At 37.1% G+C, this 21,375-nt stretch carries 20 protein-coding genes; 3 read left to right on the top strand and 17 right to left on the bottom strand.

Translation table 11 applies throughout. The features are described from left to right. Nucleotides 1-6 precede the first annotated feature (6 nt). From ACLRVU_RS13690 to ACLRVU_RS13680, 3 genes are read right to left on the bottom strand one after another with little or no spacing between them, the layout of a single operon-like run. Entirely contained in the window at nucleotides 7-1,128 is a 1,122-nt protein-coding gene (locus tag ACLRVU_RS13690) for a hypothetical protein (protein WP_021420552.1), read from the bottom strand. Beyond that, nucleotides 1,121-1,948: a glycosyltransferase family 2 protein gene (locus ACLRVU_RS13685; protein WP_002606171.1), complete on the bottom strand. Its 828-nt coding sequence runs from the start codon at nucleotides 1,946-1,948 to the stop codon at nucleotides 1,121-1,123. Before ACLRVU_RS13685 ends, ACLRVU_RS13690 begins: the two co-directional genes overlap by 8 nt. Further along, nucleotides 1,932-3,083 carry a glycosyltransferase family 4 protein gene (locus tag ACLRVU_RS13680; RefSeq protein WP_161129185.1) on the bottom strand — a complete coding sequence of 384 codons (1,152 nt, stop codon included), beginning with the start codon at nucleotides 3,081-3,083 and terminating at the stop codon, nucleotides 1,932-1,934. Before ACLRVU_RS13680 ends, ACLRVU_RS13685 begins: the two co-directional genes overlap by 17 nt. A gap of 298 nt (nucleotides 3,084-3,381) precedes the next feature. Here ACLRVU_RS13680 and ACLRVU_RS13675 point away from each other — a divergent pair, with 298 nt between their 5' ends. After that, nucleotides 3,382-4,647, top strand: coding sequence for an IS110 family transposase (locus ACLRVU_RS13675; RefSeq protein WP_008729157.1), 1,266 nt, complete (start codon nucleotides 3,382-3,384; stop codon nucleotides 4,645-4,647). Between the two features lie 92 nt (nucleotides 4,648-4,739). On the opposite strand, the gene ACLRVU_RS13670 is transcribed toward ACLRVU_RS13675, so the two are convergent. The 10 genes from ACLRVU_RS13670 to ACLRVU_RS13625 all read right to left on the bottom strand — a co-directional run bounded on the left by ACLRVU_RS13670 (nucleotide 4,740) and on the right by ACLRVU_RS13625 (nucleotide 12,520). Then, a complete protein-coding gene (locus ACLRVU_RS13670) occupies nucleotides 4,740-5,366 on the bottom strand; it encodes an acetyltransferase (protein ID WP_009269874.1) in 627 nt (208 codons plus the stop codon). 15 nt (nucleotides 5,367-5,381) lie between these two features. Further along, nucleotides 5,382-5,981 carry a sugar transferase gene (locus ACLRVU_RS13665; RefSeq protein ID WP_002606174.1) on the bottom strand — a complete coding sequence of 200 codons (600 nt, stop codon included), beginning with the start codon at nucleotides 5,979-5,981 and terminating at the stop codon, nucleotides 5,382-5,384. Then, nucleotides 5,981-7,207 (bottom strand): DegT/DnrJ/EryC1/StrS family aminotransferase, encoded by a 1,227-nt coding sequence (locus tag ACLRVU_RS13660; RefSeq protein WP_009269875.1) that lies wholly within the window; start codon nucleotides 7,205-7,207, stop codon nucleotides 5,981-5,983. The genes ACLRVU_RS13665 and ACLRVU_RS13660 overlap by 1 nt, the downstream gene beginning before the upstream one ends. Before the next feature lie 33 nt (nucleotides 7,208-7,240). After that, on the bottom strand, nucleotides 7,241-7,753 hold the full coding sequence (loaP, locus tag ACLRVU_RS13655) for an antiterminator LoaP (RefSeq protein ID WP_022300558.1): 513 nt from the start codon (nucleotides 7,751-7,753) through the stop codon (nucleotides 7,241-7,243). A 347-nt stretch (nucleotides 7,754-8,100) separates the two neighbouring features. Continuing rightward, a complete protein-coding gene (locus ACLRVU_RS13650; protein WP_022300559.1) occupies nucleotides 8,101-9,996 on the bottom strand; it encodes a polysaccharide biosynthesis protein in 1,896 nt (631 codons plus the stop codon). Nucleotides 9,997-10,563: 567 nt separating this feature from the next. After that, a complete protein-coding gene (locus tag ACLRVU_RS13645; protein ID WP_009269877.1) occupies nucleotides 10,564-10,803 on the bottom strand; it encodes a hypothetical protein in 240 nt (79 codons plus the stop codon). Nucleotides 10,804-11,007: 204 nt separating this feature from the next. Next, nucleotides 11,008-11,301 carry a transposase gene (locus tag ACLRVU_RS13640; RefSeq protein WP_157755246.1) on the bottom strand — a complete coding sequence of 98 codons (294 nt, stop codon included), beginning with the start codon at nucleotides 11,299-11,301 and terminating at the stop codon, nucleotides 11,008-11,010. Between the two features lie 158 nt (nucleotides 11,302-11,459). Next, nucleotides 11,460-11,900 (bottom strand): hypothetical protein, encoded by a 441-nt coding sequence (locus tag ACLRVU_RS13635; protein ID WP_224727395.1) that lies wholly within the window; start codon nucleotides 11,898-11,900, stop codon nucleotides 11,460-11,462. Nucleotides 11,901-12,019: 119 nt separating this feature from the next. After that, nucleotides 12,020-12,247 carry an ImmA/IrrE family metallo-endopeptidase gene (locus ACLRVU_RS13630; protein ID WP_207636106.1) on the bottom strand — a complete coding sequence of 76 codons (228 nt, stop codon included), beginning with the start codon at nucleotides 12,245-12,247 and terminating at the stop codon, nucleotides 12,020-12,022. A 27-nt stretch (nucleotides 12,248-12,274) separates the two neighbouring features. Continuing rightward, nucleotides 12,275-12,520, bottom strand: coding sequence for a hypothetical protein (locus ACLRVU_RS13625; protein ID WP_207636107.1), 246 nt, complete (start codon nucleotides 12,518-12,520; stop codon nucleotides 12,275-12,277). 141 nt (nucleotides 12,521-12,661) lie between these two features. Between ACLRVU_RS13625 and ACLRVU_RS13620 the strand changes: the two genes are divergently transcribed. Then, nucleotides 12,662-13,219, top strand: coding sequence for a restriction endonuclease (locus tag ACLRVU_RS13620; protein WP_240140385.1), 558 nt, complete (start codon nucleotides 12,662-12,664; stop codon nucleotides 13,217-13,219). Nucleotides 13,220-13,304: 85 nt separating this feature from the next. Beyond that, nucleotides 13,305-13,937, top strand: coding sequence for an ATP-binding protein (locus tag ACLRVU_RS13615; protein WP_240140384.1), 633 nt, complete (start codon nucleotides 13,305-13,307; stop codon nucleotides 13,935-13,937). A 208-nt stretch (nucleotides 13,938-14,145) separates the two neighbouring features. On the opposite strand, the gene ACLRVU_RS13610 is transcribed toward ACLRVU_RS13615, so the two are convergent. The 4 genes from ACLRVU_RS13610 to ACLRVU_RS13595 form a co-directional block, all read right to left on the bottom strand. Next, complete coding sequence (locus ACLRVU_RS13610; protein WP_412892256.1) at nucleotides 14,146-17,358, bottom strand: DEAD/DEAH box helicase; 3,213 nt, start codon at nucleotides 17,356-17,358, stop codon at nucleotides 14,146-14,148. Nucleotides 17,359-17,929: 571 nt separating this feature from the next. Then, a complete protein-coding gene (locus tag ACLRVU_RS13605; protein WP_412892255.1) occupies nucleotides 17,930-18,313 on the bottom strand; it encodes a sporulation initiation factor Spo0A C-terminal domain-containing protein in 384 nt (127 codons plus the stop codon). A gap of 447 nt (nucleotides 18,314-18,760) precedes the next feature. Continuing rightward, the gene (gene gndA, locus ACLRVU_RS13600) at nucleotides 18,761-20,149 is read right to left on the bottom strand and encodes an NADP-dependent phosphogluconate dehydrogenase (protein WP_008816457.1); all 1,389 of its coding nucleotides are present in this window, start codon (nucleotides 20,147-20,149) and stop codon (nucleotides 18,761-18,763) included. Further along, the gene (locus ACLRVU_RS13595) at nucleotides 20,142-21,338 is read right to left on the bottom strand and encodes a M20 family metallopeptidase (RefSeq protein WP_036745209.1); all 1,197 of its coding nucleotides are present in this window, start codon (nucleotides 21,336-21,338) and stop codon (nucleotides 20,142-20,144) included. The genes gndA and ACLRVU_RS13595 overlap by 8 nt, the downstream gene beginning before the upstream one ends. Nucleotides 21,339-21,375 lie beyond the last annotated feature (37 nt).

Genomic DNA, 21,375 nt, shown 5'->3' with positions numbered 1-21,375 from the left:
CCTCCCCTAAAATATCCAATACCAGCCATATGCTATGATATTTGCATATGTCGCTAATATAGAAGCAATTGACAAAAATAACATAATTATAGATAAAATATGTGTTAGTTTAATTTTAAATTTCTTAAATTCAAAATAATTATTAATCTTTTTTTCTGATAATAAAATAAATAAAGGTTCTATCATAAACAAAGGCACCAAGTACATAAATCTTCTAATCAGATCAAATTGATAGAACGTTGATAACGCTAATATTGTATATAGAATTAAATACTTAATTGTATTAGACTCCTGTTTATACATTAGTATAATTATAAAAGAAGCAAAGAGAGCAAGAAGCATAAATAAAATCATATAATTCGCATTATATGGCTGTATAGTTCCATTTAAATATGGTAGTATCTTAAGATACACAAATGAGTCTTTCGGACATAAACTTAAAAAAAACTTTAAAATAGGATAATGAAAAAAAATACCTACTAATAAAGCGAACTGAATTTTTCTATTTTTTATCCAATCTACTAATAAAGGAATTACAAGAACCAATGATACCGGATGAATAAGCGATAATAATAAAACTACAATCAAGAAGTGATGAACTCGTATTCTCTCTGTTCTTAATGCATAACAATAATATGCACCAGTGATAAAACAAAAATAATTTCTTATTGCTAAGATATAAGTTTTATAAAAAGACATGCAAAATATAAATAACAACATACCTATCAATATATTTTTGTTTCGTATTTTTAAATCATCATAAATCATTAGTATTAGCTTAAATAAATAGAAATATCCGACAAATGTAAAAATCGCTTGGTATAAGCCTAATATATTCGTTTGTGCAATTATATACATTATTAAGTTATTCAAATATACCAATGAATATCCTGAATGAAATATTACCATAATAGAATGATTTTGATAACTTCGCATGACATCAAAATGTCTCTGTAAGTCATCCGATGTATTAGGCAATGTATAGAAAGCAATTAAAGCTAAGCCAACTGAAATCAATACAATGGATAAAATATCACATTTTTTTTGTTCTTGCCTAATAAAATAGCATCCACTACCTATACATAAAACCGGTAATATAATGCAAACTCCAAAAAGAATATTAGACATCTATAACTCTCCTTTTATGTAATTTTTTATAAACCTTTTTTGGAATCATTCCAATAATTAATGGTTTCAGTGCATAAATAAATAAGTACTTTGTCATTCCTGTACGCTTCATCCAATAAAATTTTAGTTTCGCCTCTTGAATTCTATATACATATTTTCTTTTTTTTATTCCACTTTCATCTTCTCTATATTCTAAAAGATAATCACCAATAATCTCCAATACCATTCTTTCTTCTTTCATTTTACACCATAAATCATAATCTTCAGCACGACATGTTAATTCAGTTACTGTATATTTATTCACATTAAGTATCGCTTCTTTTCTCATCATCACAGAAGGATGAATAAGGGAAGTTTGCTTAACCGCTTCTTTTAATGAAATACTTTTCATATGAGGAAATTCAGTCTTTGAATACCTATTTGATGAGTTATCTATATAGTATACATTAGTACCAATCACACTAGTTTCTGGATGCTCATTTAAATACTCTACTTGAATAGAAAATCTATCTGATAAAGCCCTATCATCACTATCCATTCTTGCAATATAATCACCTTTAGATATATCTATGCACCTATTAAGTGAGGCTGCTAGCCCCATGTTTTTTTTATTATTTATAATTGTTATTCTATTATCAATTTTTTTATATTTCTCTAATATCTTAGTGCTTTGATCCGCAGAACAATCATTACATATAATAAATTCAAAATTCTTATAGGTTTGACAAAGAATAGATTCTATTGCTTCTTTTAAAAATCTCTGATCATTATACACACCCATAATTACAGAAATCAAAGGTTCTTTATTCATTTCTCTCATAAATTTCCCTCATTTTCAAATTCACTTTCTTTATAGAATAATTTGAAACTTTATTATAATTAAAAGCAGCCATTGATCTAGAAAGGTCTAACTCTAATATTTTATTTATATAAATATTAAAGCTTTCGTTTTCTAAATCCACACAGTATCCACCTTTCTCATTCTCAATTAAATCTTCATTTCCTCTAATTTTGGAAACGACACAAGGTAATCCACATGCCATTGCCTCCATTAAAGCTACTGACAGTCCTTCCCTTTTTGAAGGAAATACAAAAATATCGCATGACTTCATTATCTTAATTACATCTTTTCTATATCCAAGAAAATGTAATCTGTCTGATACATGTAATTTCTTGGCTAATCGCTCATGTTGCTCTTTCAACTGACCATCACCGCACATTAGATAATGCACATTATTGGGTAACTCTGGTAATATTTCTATTACAATCTTGTGATTTTTATTAGCATTAAGCTCTCCAACTGAAAGTATTAAGATTGCATCCTTTGGAATATTCAACTCTTCACATAATTGTATCTTATTTTCTTTAATTAAATTAATTTTATCTATATCAATTCCAACACCTGGTACATATTCAACAGTACCGCTTTTCTTTAATTTAAATTTCTTTGCAGCAATATAGTCTTCTTTGTTAATTGTAATCAGTACATTTGTATATTTTGCGCCAATTTTTTCAATGTTTCTAAAAATAAAATTTTTAACTGAAGCATTCCCTTTAAAAAAGTGAAAACCATGTGCTGTGTAAATCATTTTGCAAGTTCCGTATATATTACTTTTTTTATAAGCTAAACGTGTTATAAAGCTTGAGATAGGTGTATGTGTATGAACTAGAGAATAATTCTTATCATTTAATAACTGCTTTATTTGTTTATAAGAATTTATTATGTTTTTTATATTTTTAGGACTTCTCGAAAAACTAATATTAATTTTTTTAATCTTTAATTCCTTTAATTCACTTTCGAATTTTTTTATTCTTTCTCTATTCCAAACTGAATAATCATCAAAATTGCAGGCAACATCTACTGTGTATCCTAGTTCTTGTAGTAATTTGATATTATCCATGTTAAACTGTCCAATCATCGATGGAACAGTCGCAGTCATTAATACTCTTTTCATACTTGCCTCCATTCTCTCGCAATGCGCGAGCACAAATTTTTATGAAACACCAGCACCATTACAATGCGTTATAATATAGTTAGAGAAGAAGTATACTACAGAGCACGTAGAGGTGAGTGATGTTTTCTGTTTTTTAGTCTAACTCGTATTCTTATCTGTGCAGTCATCTGTCCATGCACAAACTTTTGTTCCCTTCGAGGACGTACACTTACCAATGAAGTAATCTTGTTATTTGACTCGATATACTTGAGAGCACAGATGGCAGTCAATGCTTTTTCTTTCAAAGGAGGCGGTTTTCATGCGTAGCGTGATGCACCCCATTGCTTGTGGTATTGATGTCCACAAAAAGAAATTAGCTTGCACAATCATCATCGCAGAAAGTATGCAGGTGGAACCTGTTTACCATCACCGCAAATTCTCTACTCACAATTATGACCTTGTGAAACTCGTTGACTGGCTTGATCATTATGACTGCCACTGTGTCTGTATGGAATCCACTGGCAAGTATTGGATTCCTGTATTTAACTACCTTGAAGATCGTGATTTTAATATCGTTATCACTCATCCAAAGTATGTTAAATCACCGAAAGGTAAAAAAACTGATTTCTTAGATTCTATTCACATCGCAGAATTATTTCAAATGGGCGAAGTACAACCCTCTTACATACCCAATAAAGAGTTTCGTCAACTTCGTGATCTATCCCGTTATCGGTATAAAATCACAAACTTTATATCTTCAGAAAAAAATCGTGTTCAGAATTGTCAAACTGTTTCTAATATTTCTTTGGCGTCCGTTGTTTCTGATCCTTTTGGTGTCAGTGCTTCTGCCGTGTTTTCTGAGCTTCTCACTTCCAGTGATGTCGATGAAGTCCATATCAGATCCCTTCTTCGCGGTTCCTTGAAAAAGAAAAGTGAGGAAATCCTCAACTCCATCAGAGGTTTTCACCTTGATGATGATCAGTCATACAAATCACTACTTTCACTCGGGCACATGCAGTTTCTTGAAGATATGAAGTCTGCACTTTCTAGTGAAATAGATAAAAGAACTTCTAAATACCATGTGTACATTGATCTTGCAACACAATTGCCTGGTATTGGACACCTTTCTGCGACAACGCTAGTTTCAGAAACTGGTGTTGATATGAGCGTTTTTTCCGACGCAGAACATTTTACTTCTTGGATTGGTCTTACCCCGACAAATAATGCGAGTGCCGATAAAAAGAAATCTGTCCGTATCTCTCATGCAGGAACATACTTAAAGCCGATGCTTATCCAATGTGCACTTGCCGCACTCAAAGATAAGAAATGTCCTTACTTCAAAATCAAATATGATAAAATCAAAAAGCGCAGGGGTCATAAACGTGCGATCATAGCCATTGCCAGAATGATGGCAGTCTGCCTTTATCATATGTTCAAAGACTTGAAGGATTTCCATCCATCCGATTATGAGGAACTGATGAACCCTATTCCACCTAAGCCTCGTAAGCAAGATATTCAAGATGCTTTAGAGCTTTTACAATCTGTAGGAGAATATAAAATTACTCCTATTTTAGTCGCAAGCTAATAATTCCGTCATCTCTAAGCTAAACATAGTTCACTTTGTGTTCTTTTTAAGTTGCCCTTTTCTTATTTTATTGTTTCACACTTTCTCCTATCTTACTTCATTTGTTTTGCTGGAACTCCTATATAAGTGCCATTTTCAACTATGTCTTTTACAACTACAGAACCAGCACCTATCACCGTCTCTTCAACTATTTTTTTCCCTTGTATGATTTTGGTTCCCGTTCCAACCTCCACACAATCATTCATTATTACATTCCCTGAAATATTCACTCCAGGATAAACTGTTATATAATCATGAAACTGCACATCGTGCCCAATTGTACAACTCAAATTAATATGATTAAAATTCCCTATTTCTATATTTGTAGTTAGAATATTCCCTTTACAAATAATATTTCCAAAACCTAACGTGATGGTTCTATCTATAATGACATCTTTATCAACTATATTAGGAAATGAAATATTCTTATTGGATTGAAGTCTTTCAACTATTTTTTTTCTGATTTGAGGATTTCCAATAGCTACTACTACATTGGTTTTCTCATTTGCATTAAGCAAAAAATCTATTGTTCCTAAAACAGGATAATCATTCACACTTTTGTTTTCCAAATCCTTATTATCATCTACAAAACCTTTAACATTCCAGTTATCTGAATTTTCAATAAGCCATGCTACTTCTCTACCAAATCCAGAAGCACCTACAATTATAATATTGTTCATATCATCACCTATTAATCATCCTTTAAACTCCTCCATTGTCGAAGAGGTATCGCTACTAATTCCTTCTTTCTTAAAAACCGTTTTCACAGTCATAAATAATATCTTCATATCCAATAAAAAAGAATACTCTTTCGTGTATTCTACATCTTTTTCAAATTTCTCTTCCCAAGAAATTGCATTGCGTCCACTCACTTGCGCAAGTCCAGTTAAACCTGGTCTTACATCATGTCTTTGTTTTTGAAATCCATTATAAAGTGGTAAGTAATGGACCAATAGAGGTCTAGGACCGATAATACTCATATCTCCTTTTAAAATATTAAAGAGCTCTGGAAGTTCATCAAGTGACGTTGAACGAAGTTTCTTTCCAAATGAAGTTAACCTAACTTCATCTGGCAGAAGATTTCCCTCCCCATCAGTTTCACTCGTCATGCTTCGAAACTTGTACATCTTGAATATCTTTTCATCCTTGCCTGGTCTTTTCTGTTTGAATATAACAGGACTTCCCAATTTCACTCTTACAAGTATGGCTACAATCAAGTAAATTGGACTCAACAAGATTATTGCTATTAAGGACAATGTGAAATCAAGAAATCTCTTAAAAAATAATCTGTACATTATTTAAAGCACCCCTTAATGATTTCTATGATTTGGCCTTGCTCTTCTATTGTCATCTTATTATCAGAAGGTAGACATAATCCTCTATCAAAAATATCCATACCTGCATCTAATGTACTGCCTTCGAGATACGCATTCGTTCTTGCTCTTCCGATTCCTTCTCTTGTAATGAAAGGATTCATTCTAAACACTGGCTGCATGTGCATCGGTTTCCAAATTGGTCTGCCTTCTGCATTGTATTTTGTCAATTCTTCTAATATCTCTGTTGGACAAGTTTTGCCTGCTTCACTAATAAATAGTGCCTCTTGTTCACTTCTTACCTGTTTACACATTGCTTCCTTATCGATAATTAAACAAGATAACCAGAAGTTTGGCTCACTATTCTCTTCATCATAAGGATTCATTTTTACTGGCAGGTCTTTTAACCCTTTTCTATATCTTTCATAAATAGCCTTTTTCTGTGCGATATGCTCCTCTAAGTGTGGAATTTGTCCTCTTACCACACCTGCAATGACGTTTGACATCCGGTAATTGTATCCCAATTCTTCATGCTGATACCAAGGTGCATTTTCTCTTGATTGTGTAGACCATTTTCTAACTTTCTCAGTCGCTTCTTTATCGTCAGTCAGAAACATCCCACCTGAGGATCCAGTTATGATCTTATTGCCATTAAATGATATTGCATTGTAATTCCCAAATGTTCCTGTCTGTACACCTTTATATCTTGCTCCTAAAGACTCGGCTGCATCTTCTATGATAATGACATTATGCTTTTTACAAACTGCTTTGATTTCATCGATTTTACCTGGGGTTCCATATAGGTGGACCAAGACAACAATTTTTACCTCCGGATATAATTCAAACGCTTTCTCTAAAGCAATCGGATCCATATTCCATGTATCATATTCCGTATCTATAAATACTGGTATCCCACCTTCATAGACTACTGGATTGACAGTAGCACCAAATGTCATATCTGTACAAAACACTTTATCTCCAGGTTTTACTCCAGCTAGTTTAACTGCCATATGTAAAGAGGATGTCCCGGATGCTAAAGCAACAGCATATTTGCATCCTACTTTTTCGCAAATCATTCTTTCTATTTCATTAATGTTTTTACCCACTGTAGACATCCAATTTGTTTTATAGGCTTCTGTAATATATTTTAATTCTTCTCCATGCATAGTGGGGCTTGACAGCCATATTTTATCCTTGAATTTCTCCAAATCTATCCCTCCAAAATAAAAGCAAGTCCCTTTTCAGCACTTGCTTATGATCTCTAATCCGACTTTTGTTGTGGTTTCTTTGTTGAACATGCTGAGTTGAAGATAGGCGACCCGCTTATGCCGATCTATTCTTATGATTTGTCCTTCTTTCCCCTGCAATGGTCCTTCTGTTATAAATATTTGCTCTCCCTGTATGAAGCCTGTAGACATCTCTACAACATGATTTTCTTTTCCAAATGATTTCATGAAAGCAACTTCCTCTTCATTTAAAGGAAATATATCTGCTTTTTTCTTACCGATGACCTTCACGAAATCAGGTATTTTTTTAAGCTCTATATTTAATTGATCAATCTGATCCGTTATCATGAAGATATAACCTTTGAACAGGATATCCTTTACATCATGCCAGCTCCCCATATATTTCTTTTTTCGGATATACTCTGGTATAAAGCAATCCTGTAAAACATCCTTTGAAATCATAGTCCGGCATTTCTCTACGATCTTTCTTTCGTGACCGCTTCTGACCTGTCCAACATACCATTTCATGCTGTTACCTCCAATAGGGTAGGCTTCACCCATCAAACTTCTTTTCAGGTTTGACTTTATAACATCTATGACCATACATTCGTGATGAACGTGACATAGCAACGATCCATCCCTAAGCATTATTTTCAACTTTGAATAACTGTCTATTATCCTTTGTTAAAATGAATTTAGCACTTTGCATTTTAACTAGAAACATAATACTACAAAAATAACTATATTGCAACCATTCTTAATTCATTTCAGCTCTGAATGACAAACTTATTTTATGAATTCACACGATAATCTGATGATGATTGGCAGATTTTGAAAAAAAAGATATATCAACAAAACGTGATATACCTTTGCTATTATTTCATAAAAACGCTTTGATCCTGATCTGTTATGATTAAGCTCAGCAACCTGTTTTTAATATCATTACGATGCTCGACATCATTTAATATTTCTTCAAGTTTGACCAACCTGTCTGTAATATCTTCTTTGGTTATTGCCATGACATTGTTTTTAAATATCAAATTATTTTTTGTTCTTGTTGTTGTTTCTCCATCAAGCTTTAATTCCTCAAACATCTTCTCTCCAGGACGTAACCCAATTTCAATAATATCAATATCCTTATAAGGTTTGAAACCTGACAATCGAATCATTTTTTCAGCTAAATCCAAAATTTTCACTGGTTCTCCCATATCAAGAACAAAGATTTCGCCTTTATCTGCATAGAAACCAGCCTGCAATACAAGCTGCGCTGCTTCAGGAATTGTCATAAAGTAACGTATGATATTTTTATCTGTTATCGTGACAGGACCGCCTTCCGTAATCTGCTGCTTAAAAATTGGGATTACGGAACCATTCGATCCCAAAACATTTCCGAACCGAACGGCAGCCATCTTAGTCACGCCATTATCACCATTTGCTTGCAAAATCATTTCTGTCATTCGTTTTGTTGCTCCCATGACATTGGTTGGATTAACTGCCTTATCCGTACTAATCATAATGAATCTAGATACGTTATTCTTAATACATGCATTAATCACATTATTTGTTCCGAATACATTGTTCTTGATAGCTTCCATAGGACGCGTTTCCATTAACGGAACATGTTTGTGTGCAGCTGCATGAAAGACAACATCCGGATTATATTCCTTAAATATACCATTGATTGCTTTAAACTCTCTTATTGATGCAATTAATGAAATAATTTCAATTGTTTTATTCAATATTCCATGTGTGCGATTTCTATTAAATTCCTGTTCAAGCATATATAAAGAATTCTCATTAATATCAACCATCATTAGCTGCTTCGGTTTAAACTTCACAATTTGTCGGCATAGCTCAGATCCTATGGATCCACCGGCTCCCGTTACTACAACAACCTTATCTGTTAAGTAACTTTTGATTTCGTTTTGTTCTAGCTTTATTTCACCCCGACCAAGTAAATCCTCAATGCTTATATCCTGAACCGGATACTTTTTAGGTGAATTTAACTCATTGACAAGTAAATTGTCTCCTTCTTTCATAATTTTCGTTTCCAGCTTTGCAGACTGACACAGGTCATAAATTCTTCTCACTGTATCCTTATCAGCACTCGGCATAGCAATAAATGCAATTTTCACATCATACTTCTGCACAATCTCTGGAATATCATATGTATCTCCCAAAACCCTATATCCTGATATTTCATTATTGATTTTCTTATCATCAACAAAGCCTATGACACTGACATTGAAATTATCATTTTGCGCCAATTCCTTTACTAGAACATAACCGGCATCACCAGCTCCAATAATGATAGCTTTCTCAGTTTTATTCGTAACCTTATATGTCATTCTTCTATATAATCTATAACAAACTCGTACATTAAACATCAACAAAGCTGTTAAGAGTCCCCCAGTAACTATAACACTAAGAAAAGTTCTATCTAATTCAAATATGATCGCCAAAGCAAACAATACGACAGTAGATAAAACAACAGCCAAACCAATTCTCAAAGTTTCAATAGGCCCGACATACTTCCATAAGCTTTTGTGAATTTTAAACAACATAAAGCAACTCATGTATATTAATAAAACTGAAAGCATTGCCAGCGCAAAGTCCCTTATATAGATTTTTTCAAAATTTGGTATTCTAAATTCTATTTTAATCCAATAAGCCAATAGAAACGATACAAATACGATGCATAAATCAAAAAAACACAGCATCATCTCTCTATGATTCTTATATAGACTGTTGTTAAATATTTTCTCAATCATTACAGCCACTCCTTCACACCTATCCTATTCTACCATACAACTAAATTTAATAAAATCTAATTTTAAAAAACAAGAGTAAATATACCTTATATTTAACTTATATATCAATAATGAAATGTTATTTATACCAGAATTTATGGATTTTCAAGTATCTCATATCTACCATATAAGAAAAAATGATTTACATCCTAAAGAATAGCTTTCAACTTTTTCTAATATCATGATGACCGTTAGCTTTTCCACAAATATAACGAATATCTCCTTATAGAGGATTATTTCATTTTCAGACAGCTTTATCCATTACAGATAGAAGTACCATGCAAGTGTATTACAAAGCCTTTAGAGAATTATCTATTAATGCTGCATAACTCAACATCATGCACCAAATTTCACTCGTTGCTCACATAAGTCTTAATTCTTAAAAGATCCACCATTATCTTCGAACATACAAAAAAGAAATATTTAAATTATCGTATATGATTAGATCTTGTGTCATTGCGATATGTGTCTTATAGCCAAAGAAGGTTGTATCTGTTATCTTATGACCAACCTTTGCGTCTTGATCCCTTAATACTCTATCTCTATCTGTGTATCTGCTACTCCTTCTTTCAGATAATTATTTTGTTCCCTTAACGTTTCAATTACTTCCATCCTTGAATCCGCATCAATTACTTCGCTCAGTTCATTGCAGTATTCTATTTCGTCTTCCAATAAGCCACTAGATTCACGCTTCTTCGGCATTTTTTCTTTCTCATCCGGAGCGACCGCATATACTGCTTTATGCAGTTCTCTTGCTCTTTTTATCAATTCTTCTCTAGGTGAGATATGTTGATACTTGCATTGGTATGTGTAGAATCCAGTATCAGATTTACCTTGGCTTCCATAACTCCAGCCTTCAGAGCAATATCTATGGTTGTTGAAATCAATACTTCTAATAGATTTGCATCCTTTAGTCGCATATGGCGAAATTTAGATAATAAACTGGGATTTATAAAATTAACTTCTTCTGGATTATATCCTAAAAAATATTTGTAAAAGCATATCCGTTCTTGTATGTGCGATCAAATCCCGATCAGACAACTTAAATTTAGATTTTAGTAAAATATATTTAACCATGACGATTGGATTTTCTACAGGTCTTCCCATGGAATTACTATATTTTTCCTTCACTACTACATCATATATAAATCCAAAATCAACCATCTCATTCAGTACTCTCCAGAAATCATCTTTTTCAATCAATATATCAAACAATTCGCTATATGGGCTTAAAGTCATACTCTCTTGTTCTACTTTTCCTAACATCATACTCACCTTTTTTTGCACCTATATTATACCATTCTAATGCCTATGTTCGCGTATTTACATATATAAAAAGAGAACTGATTTTTACATCAATCTTCTTAAGACTTTTTCAGCAACCTCCCTAATTCACAAGCTTCTCTATTGATATGTCTATTTATCTATGAAACTAACGCTTTGAAATCATCCCTTACTTTTTTGTCATAGTCTTGAATATTGTGTATTATTTCAACAGAATATTTTTCTTCATCACGATTAAAGATAAACTCTATTATTTTTGTTGGAATAACCAATAATACAGTAATCAAGGATACTGAAGCACTGATAAAAACTACTAAAGTAGTCACATCAAATCCTCTATTTACCACGACTGCAATTGAGATACAATGTGCAAGTGCCACAACTATCAGAATACCTAAAAAAATGATTACAGAAATTTTCTTACTCCTAGTTTTGAATGAAAATGATTTTGTAAAATAATCCCTATATTCTACAAATATCGTATATTCTTCATTTCTTTCTTTGATATTCTTTTCTTCTATTAAATTCGTAGGGATCAACTTCATTATTCCGCAAATCTGAAGTTTTTTAGTAAATTCCAAATCGTCTTTTCATTTGATTCTTCCTCTAACCCCAATTCTCTGATTCTTTTTAAAATAAAAGTTTCAGAAACATCAAAAATATCCGATAGTTCATTAACAATCGCTTCTTTTTTTATATCCTAAAAGTGAAAAAGTCTATATTTGTCAGTAAAAATATCTTTTGGCATTAACAAAGCCGTAGCAAATCTATTTACTCTTATTTCCGTTTCACTAGTAAGCCTTTCCTTATCCAAACTATATTCATCCGTAAAATCTGACTTCCCATCATACTCAAATATGTAATGTCCAAATTCATGAGCCATTGTAAAACGCTGGTGTCCACGATTTTCATATGCATTAATTAACATGATTCTTTTACACCCTCGTGCCTCTATTTAGGAATCACTTACACCAATAAATCCAGAAATATTCGCAGATAGGTTTTCTTTATATATCTTAAACCCAACTTTATCAAGAATATGCGCAATTGGTATCTGATAATCCAACAATTCAAATTGATGGCGTACTTCGCCTGCAAACCTTTCAATTTCGTTCGAATCAGAAAAATATTTAAAATAATTGTTTTCTTGCCTTAATTTATCAGATACACATATAGCTCTGCACTTTCTTTTCTTTCTCAATGTTTAACACCTCAAACTTATTTTATAAATTTTTTCTTACTTTTGTAAAAATAAGTTATAGATACATGGTCTTTAACAAAGCCCATTCACCCCTTCCCTATCCATGAAGGATAATATAGGTTTATCTTTATAAGGTGAGAGATGAAATATTTAACTGATTGGAATGCATTTAAAGAAAATGGAAGTTTTAATGGAAATTTATTTGAAGATCTCGTTAAAGAGCTTCTTGCATGTATGTATCCCAACGTCATATGGGAACAAACAAAAAAATCCTGGGATGGTAATAAAGATTTTGTATCAAAAGGTCTTCATTCTAATGAAAAATGGGCAGAATGTAAATGTTACAAAAAGAAATTAGATTTAAAAGTGCTGGCACCTACTTTAGTTATGAGTACTGTAAGCAATATCAAAGATATTTTAATTTTCTCTTATAGTGAGATTAACACAAATGCAAAAAGGAAAATAGCACAATTTGCTGAAAGTCAGGAAGCAACAATTATAGTATATGAGAATGAAGTCTTAGAAGAGTTAATTCTAAAGTATCAAGATGTTTTAAATATCGAAATATATTTTCCTTCCTTCAAAAAATGTACATATACAGATTTAGCCTTACAAAATCAGCTTTCTTTTTTAAATAGTAGGATTATGAAAGAGCAAAGCTGGAGAGAGTTAAAAAAAGGAACGATTAAGGATAAATGACATTATAAAAATAACAGTTACTGTATGTAACTCATCATTAAAAAGTGTTGATTGCTCGCTTGAGATAAAAAAATATGAAAAAAACATGGCGATGCTTACTCCTTCAAAGATCGATAGTGTACTTAAAGGTGGAGAGATCAAGTGTTATTATTTTCATATGCAGATCAATCATTATGATAATTTGATTAAAATGCCTGAAGTATATCTTAATAAAATGAAAATTCTATCTGCATTTTCTATAACATGTGATTGGCTATTAGAGACACCACTCATCGGTTATATAAATGAATGCGAGAAAATCACGAATGTCTTAAACAGTTCACAAAATAACATCTTGGTCATTCATGGCAGAAGTGGTGTAGGGAAAAGTAGATTATTGAAGGAATATTATCATAAAATGAAGTCTATGTATCCACATACCTTTTTAATAACACCTGATTTAGATGCTTCGTTATGTAATTGGATAAAATTATTGATAGCAAATCTTTATGATTTACCGATAATAGATATTGCTTTTGCAGAAACACAAATTATGGATACTGGCAGTTTACTTACAAATATATTATATAACTCAAAATTTCAATTTACAGTGCATAAAAATGAGATTATACGCTTACTGTTATCAAAAATTGCTTCACTACCACGCAGATCTACACCCACATCAGCTCCAACAAGCAAAAGGAAATCCTGTACCATAAAAACCCAAGAAATTTCATAAACCAGAGCTGATTGCACATATACTGCATCCCGCCTCTTGTCTAATTCAAATCCGAACAGCAAAAAAGAGAATTCAGAGATACTTTGCGTACATGAATTCCCTTTTTCTATATAATTGGCATTTATAATTGGCATTGTATTAAAGCATTCCGTAAATCTCGAGAGTATAGACTTCCCTTCATCTTTGGTTATACACTGGCTTTCCCCGTTCAGCCATTCACCTTCAACAGCTCCAGAATCTGATCCTTATCCATCCTCATGATATTCGTCTCATTCTCTTCCACGAAAATATCCGCAAGCTCCTTTTTCATCTGCTGTAAATGCTGAATACGCTCCTCCACGGTATTGCGCATAATCAGCTTATACACCTGCACGCGGGAATTCTGACCGATGCGATATGCCCGATCACTTGCCTGATTCTCCGCTGAAACATTCCACCAGGGATCATAATGAATCACTGCCTCCGCAGCTGTCAGATTGATACCGGTACCCCCGGACTTCAGTGAAATAAGGAACACCTTCTTTTCCTTATCCTGAAACTTCTGTACAAGCTCCCGTCGCTCCTCCTTACCGGTACTTCCATCCATTCGGAAATACGGTATATGCAGATGCTGGAGCTCAACCTGAATCAAATCCAGCATGGAGGTAAAATTGGAAAACAGCAGCACGGACTTATCATTCTCCACAAGAGAGCTCACCAGCTCCATGCAGGCCTTCAGCTTACTGGAAGGCTGCGATACCTCCTCATACACAAGACGCGGGTCACAGCAAATCTGCCGTAAGCGCATCAGCATTCCCAAAACCTGGAACCGATTGGTCTTCACCAGATCAAGCTCCTGCTGCAGCTCCTTGTTGACCTGTGCAAGATTCGCCATATACATTGTTTCCTCTGCCTCATCAAAGGCGATACTGAGCGTTGTCTCCGTCTTTTCAGGCAGCTCACTCAGCACCTCCTTCTTCACTCTTCGCAGAATGAACGGCTGTACCATTTTCTTCAGCTGCTCCTGCTTCTCCTTATGCTTTCCAAGAACGATATCCTTCTCGAAATGATGGGAGAAATAGCGGTAATCAAACAGGTAGCCCGGCATCAGAAAGTCAAAAATACTCCACAGCTCAGCCAGTGAATTTTCAATCGGTGTACCTGTCAGAGCCAGTGCATGATGGCTCTTCAGACGCTTCGTGCTCGTCGCATTCATCGTCCGCTGGTTTTTGATATACTGTGCCTCATCCAGAATTTTATAGAAGAATGTCCGGCTTTCATAATAGCCGATATCCCTCTTCAGATAATCATAGGAGGTAATCAGCAAATCCATATCCATACTGCTGCGGATCAGCTCCTCCCGCTTCGCCTGAGAGCCTGTGATACAGCAAACCCTTAAATCACTTGCAAATTTACGCACCTCATCCTCCCAGTTATACAGCACACTGCTCGGCACAACGACAATGCTGGTGCGGCCTGCCTGCTTTTCGCTTTCCAGAAAGGCAATGACCTGCAACGTTTTTCCAAGACCCATATCATCCGCCAGAATACCTCCGAAGCCATACCGGTGCATCAGCTTCAGCCAGCGAAAGCCATCCTTCTGATAATCACGTAAAAGCTCATTATAGCGCTGTGGTATTTCAATATCCTGTGTACTGATTTGCTGAAAGGAGTTCAGTATATTCTGTAAGACATCCTCTTTATGGAAGGCAATGGAGTCACTTCCCTTTGTGAATGCATCCAGCATGAACAGACGATATCCCGGCAGCTGTATGCAATTCTGCTGCAGCTGTTCATCCTCGATATGAAACTCCTGCATCATTGTATCCAGTTCCTCCAGCTGATCACTCTTCAGATTCAGCAGCTTCCCGTTTTTCAACCGATAAAAATGCTTTTTCCTGCGGTAGGCGCGCAGCACATCCAGCAGCTCCTCCTTATGAATATCGCGGCTGTGTAAATCGATTTCCAGAATGTTACCCGCAAGGCGAAGCCCTGCCTGCAGATTAACCACATGCTTCTTATTCATATTCTTCAATACATCACTGACAAAAATCTCACAATATCCCGACAGAAACGGAAGGCCGTCCCGCATGAACTCCAGCAGGGTTTCACTCACATCATGAAACAGCGCGCAATGCTCCTTCGGCTGTATGATATCCGCATACTGCCTTATGAAATTTTCAACGATCTCCTGGCGCAGCGGCAGATATTCCTGCTCATCCTGAAAGCCCGGTATCCGTTCATCCTCATACAGAACATCCAGCTGAAAATACACCCTTCCCAGCTCATCAATATCCCCATACAGCTCCAGTCCGATCGGCTCCAGCGTATAGGCATACTTCGCGATTCCATACATATTCGCATAATCACGGATTTCACTTAGAACATATTTATAGAAATCCGCAAACTGCTCATTGCGCACATACAGCTGCTGCTCACTCAGGGAATCAATCAGCTCCAGACACTTCCCCTGTTCATCAAAGCGATAGCGGTACAGCGTATCATCCTGCATGCGGTACAAGTGATGCCGTCCCCGAATACCGCTTTTCAGCAGCGACCAGTTGCGGAAGGTAAGCAGAACAAAATCCTCCTCACTCTTTACGCGGATGTCCAGCAACTGTCGTTTATCCTTCATCTGAATGTTGCGATAGCGCTGTGGAAGGCGCCCCAGCAGCTCATAAAACTCATCCATATACAGCGGAGGAATCTCCATAACACTCGGATTGGATACCAGCGTCTTTCCCTCATAAAAGCAGTTTTTCAGAAAGCGGATCAGATCCTGGCTGTCTTCATCAAAGCGGTTTATCGAATGGGTGAACGCCAGAGACATACCATATTGTGCATAGGTCTGCTGGGCAAGACGCTCAAAGAAATTCGCAAGGCTGCTGATGGTATACCATTTCCGGTCTCCGATTTTCAGTGCGATATACATATGCTGCTGGTCAGTGACCTCAGCTTCCACAAACAGATGCACCTTTTCCACATGCTCACGGTTTTGCAGCTCCTGATAATAGACCTTGCTCTCCTGCAGAATATGACTGGAGGTCGCAAACTGCTTCATCAGCTCTCTGCGGCGGGTATTCTCCTTCACCATCGCCTCGATGTTCTGATGCTCCTTCAAAATTTCCATCTGCAATCTGCCCTTTTTTACAGGTACTGCTTCCTTTTCTGCAGAAATCCTCTGCTTCTCTTTCTTAACAGGTGATGGACTCTGCTGAAGCAACGGAAGTTGTGCAGCCGGCTGTACGGCGATTTCTTCCTCTTTCCGTTCATAGGAATATGGAAACTTCTCCGGCTGCAGATCATGAATCTGATACAGTACGGCAAGCAGATGCTCGCATATTTTTGTTCGCTTGCAGCTGCAGAAATAATAATCCACATCACTCTCCGCATTTAATGTAAACTGCAGTGTCGCATAAAACTTGCCACTCAATGTTTCCATCCGTGCCTCTACGTGGTACTCACTCTGCGTTTTTGCTATATATATTTTTTTAATCAGGTTTTCCTGTTGAACCTTTCTGGCCTTGATCAGCTTTGTTTCACTTTTTGTCTGTCGCTTAATATCATCTACCGTTAATCTCACAGCTTCATCCCTTTACTCCTGCTTTTCCAATCTTTACAAACATGCAGGGTATCCTTTCTATTCCGAATACAAAAAAGCATCCAATACGTCATGTTACGTATTGCACACTTTTCCTCGCGTTTCTTCTTATATGATACCTGCAAATCCAAATAAGTCAAGCCGCTTTTCCTTTATTTTCTAAATCCGTCAGGAAAAACAGATACGATTCACCAAAGCAGCATGCGCTGTTAGGCGCTGTTCGCTGAAACAACAGCAGTCTATGACAGTCTGTAAACTCTTTATGCTATCAAGCAATGGTATCTCTATCAGCCTATATCTGTGTTTCAAAGCGGTGAGGCATTACGAAAACAGCTTACTGTACATTCTGAGCTTCTCTGTAATAAGGCATCCCGCACTGCAGCCATACATTCTGCCAGTAGCACAAAGCAGGCTACATATGCCGAACCCGCAGGACATCCACAACCATCATAATAAATTCCCGGTTGGTCGGCTTACCTTTATTCTTACTGATCGTATTACGGAACACGGAATACAGAAAGTCCACATCCCCGCGATCCAGCGTTGCCTCTACGGCATTGCGGATACTGCGCTCCACACAGGAAGGCGTCGTATCATAAGCCTCAGCTATCGTTGCATATAAGCCATTCATCATATTCTTTAATAGCTCCGGATGAGCATAAACTTCCAGGATAGCGCTGCGCAGATAATAGTGTCCTTTGATGTGTGCGGGTGTTCCCATGTCATGCAAAAGATTTGTAACCTCTTCGTATAATTCCTTTGTCAATGTATCCATCATAAAATTCCCTCCATCCATTTCTCTGATTCCACACACTAACAATAATTTAAATCTGTCCAGAAGTAAACCGATGTCGTTATCTGTCGAAATTTATAATTTATAAAAGCGTTTGTAATTACAGGCCATTGCAGTCTTATCAGGGTATCCCGTATCGTCTGGTGTATTTCTATGATGATCCTTATGCCAACAGTAACAGGCGTTCACAATTCCCTGCCGCATATAAAAAAATGAAGGGTTCATAACGAATCCTTCGAGCGGGCAGACGATCTATATAAGCATTTAAAGACCGCCGCTTATTCAAGCCTGCACATCCATCTTACAGCAGGAAGATATACGGATGCCTTATTGCAAGCATCCACAAACAGCATAAAGAATCCAAATCTATTGGTATACACAACAGATTGGATTCTCTTTTTTCTATTCACACTGAGTAAGCATGCCGTATATCAGAAAATGCTTCCGCATTTACTTTAGCCAATCACTGTGGAACACCCCTGCCTGATCCACACGCTCATAGGTGTGTGCACCAAAGCAGTCCCGCTGTGCCTGTATCAGATTCGTTTCCAGACTTGCCGTGGTGTAGCCATTGACATAATTCATCACACTGCATAAAACCGGTATATACAAGCCCTTTTGCAGAGCGAAGCTGATGATGCGCTGTAAATCCTCTCTGCCCTGTTTCACATACTCTGTAAACTGATCGGATACAAGCAGATTTGTAAGGTTTGCATCCTTGTCATAGGCCTGATATATATCCTTTAAGAACTCTGATTTGATAATACAGCCATTCTGCCATATCACCGCAAGCTGCTTGGTATCAATATGGTAGCCGCATTGCGCATTCACGGCAGCTATGAGGGAAAAGCCCTGTGCATAGATGCTCGTTTTTGCCAGCAGCACCGCCTTATACAGATCAGCAGCCAGCTGCTCATTGCCGGTTTCTTCATCCTGTGTACCTGCATAGCACTGTTCCGCCTGTAGCCGTTGGGCTTTCATGGAGGATAGAAATCTTGCTTCCACAGCCTCTATAAGGCTTGGGACAGGAACCCCGTATTCCAGAGAAACACATGCTGTCCATTTCCCGGTTCCCTTCTGCTTTGCGACATCCAGCACCTTGTCAAGCAGCCATTCCTCCTGTTCCTTTTTTTGCAGGATATCCTCTGTGATATCCAGAAGATACGAGGCAAGATTATGCTGATTCAGCTGATGAAATGCCTTTTGCACAGCGGCACGATCCTTTGGATACAGCCTTTTCAGGATTGCATAAAGCTCCGCAAGCAGCTGCATATCGGCATATTCAATACCATTATGCACCATCTTCACAAAATGGCCGGAGCCTTCTTTTCCGATATAGGTACAGCAGGCTGTGCCGTCTTCATTTTTGGCAGCGATTGCAGTAAAGATGTCCGCAATTTCGCAATAGGCCCTGTATTCCCCGGAGGGCATGATGCTGGGACCATGCAAGGCTCCCTTTTCTCCACCGGAAACACCGCTTCCTATCAGATAAAATCCATCCTGCTGCATGGACTGCATTCTGCGCTGTGTATCCTCATAATAGGAATTCCCGCAGTCTATCAGTATATCCCCTTTCGCAAGCAGTGGCTTCAAGGATGCAATGACACTGTCCACCACACGTCCTGCCGTTACCATTAGGATGATTTTACGCGGTTTCTCAAGGCTGTTGACAAAGGCTTCCAGTGACTCATATCCGAAAAGCTTCGGATATTTCTGTGTGAACTGCTTTGTGATTTCTGTTTCTATATTGTATACAGATACAGAGAAGCCGTGCTGCATGATATTGCGTGCCAGCGACTGTCCCATGACGCCCAGTCCGTATACTCCGATATTATTCATAGCGAGCCTCCTCTTCCTGACAGCGCTTTAATTCCTCCTTGGCCTGCTTGAGCAGTTTCGGGTTCTGATACAGCGTCAGAATACTGTTTGCCATTGCCTTGCTGGAAATATCAAGACAGTGTTTGCCGGCATCGGATATTGCGAGCTCGCGAAACTGATCGGTATGGCCGGATATCTTCTTTTCCGGAAGCAGTGTCATATAGAGATTGCATGCGGGAATCACACGGGAAACATTTCCCAGATCCTCTCCACCCGCATCACTCGGCATTCCCTCCATCATGGGCTCCCCAAGGGCCAGCATTTCCTGTCTGCACAGCTCAGCGAGCACCGCATTCGGCATACGCCCGTAATATCCCGGTATTTCCTTATAGCTTACCCTGCAGCCGCTGGCCAGTGCCATGCCTTCTGCAATGTTTATGATTTTCTGTTTGGTGGTTTCGATATCCTTTGCCCGCATGGTGGATATTTCCACCTCCAGCCTTGCATAATCCGGAATGCGTCCGATATCCCGTTCACTTTCCGCTATGATACAGCAGATATGAATAGAATCACGCAGCTGCTGCCGGGCAAGTCCCACTGCCTGATAAAACAGATTCGCCGCATCCAGTGCATTGATGCCGTTTTCCGGATGGGATTCTGCGTGTGCACTCTTACCGAAGTACTCTATTTCAAAGTCGGTAAAGGAAGCACATTCGCCTCCGATTCTTGCCATGGCACTTGTCGGATGCATCAGGAAAACAGCATCCAAACCGTCAAATACACCCTGCTTAAGCATGATGATCTTTCCTCCGCCATCTTCCTCGGCAGGTGTTCCATATACCTCGATGCTGCCTTCCAGCTCACTGCTCTCCAGAACCTGCTTTACTGCGGCTGCACAGCCTAGCGCACTGGTTGCGATCAGGTTATGACCGCAGGCATGCCCCAGTCCCTTTAATGCATCGTATTCCGCAAATACGGCAATTCTTGGACCGTTTCCTTTTTTGAATACAGCCTGAAAGGCCGTATCCAAACCGGCGATTCCCGTCTTCACAGCAAATCCCTGCTCCTGCAGATAAGAAGAAAGCGCATGTGCAGCTTTCTTCTCTTCAAAGGCAATTTCAGGATTTGCATGGATATAGGAGGCCAGCTTCCATAGATGATCAAAGTGTTCATCTATAAATAAATTAACCTTTTTTTTTAATATTTCCATATAAAATCTCCCCTAATTTAATAGTTTTTAAGATCTT

This window comes from Beduini sp., from assembly GCF_047239305.1.
In the GTDB taxonomy this organism is placed as follows: Bacteria; Bacillota_I; Bacilli_A; order Erysipelotrichales; family Coprobacillaceae; genus Beduini.
Note: the sequence above shows the minus strand (reverse complement) of the source record. Positions and strands in the feature narration are given on the sequence as shown.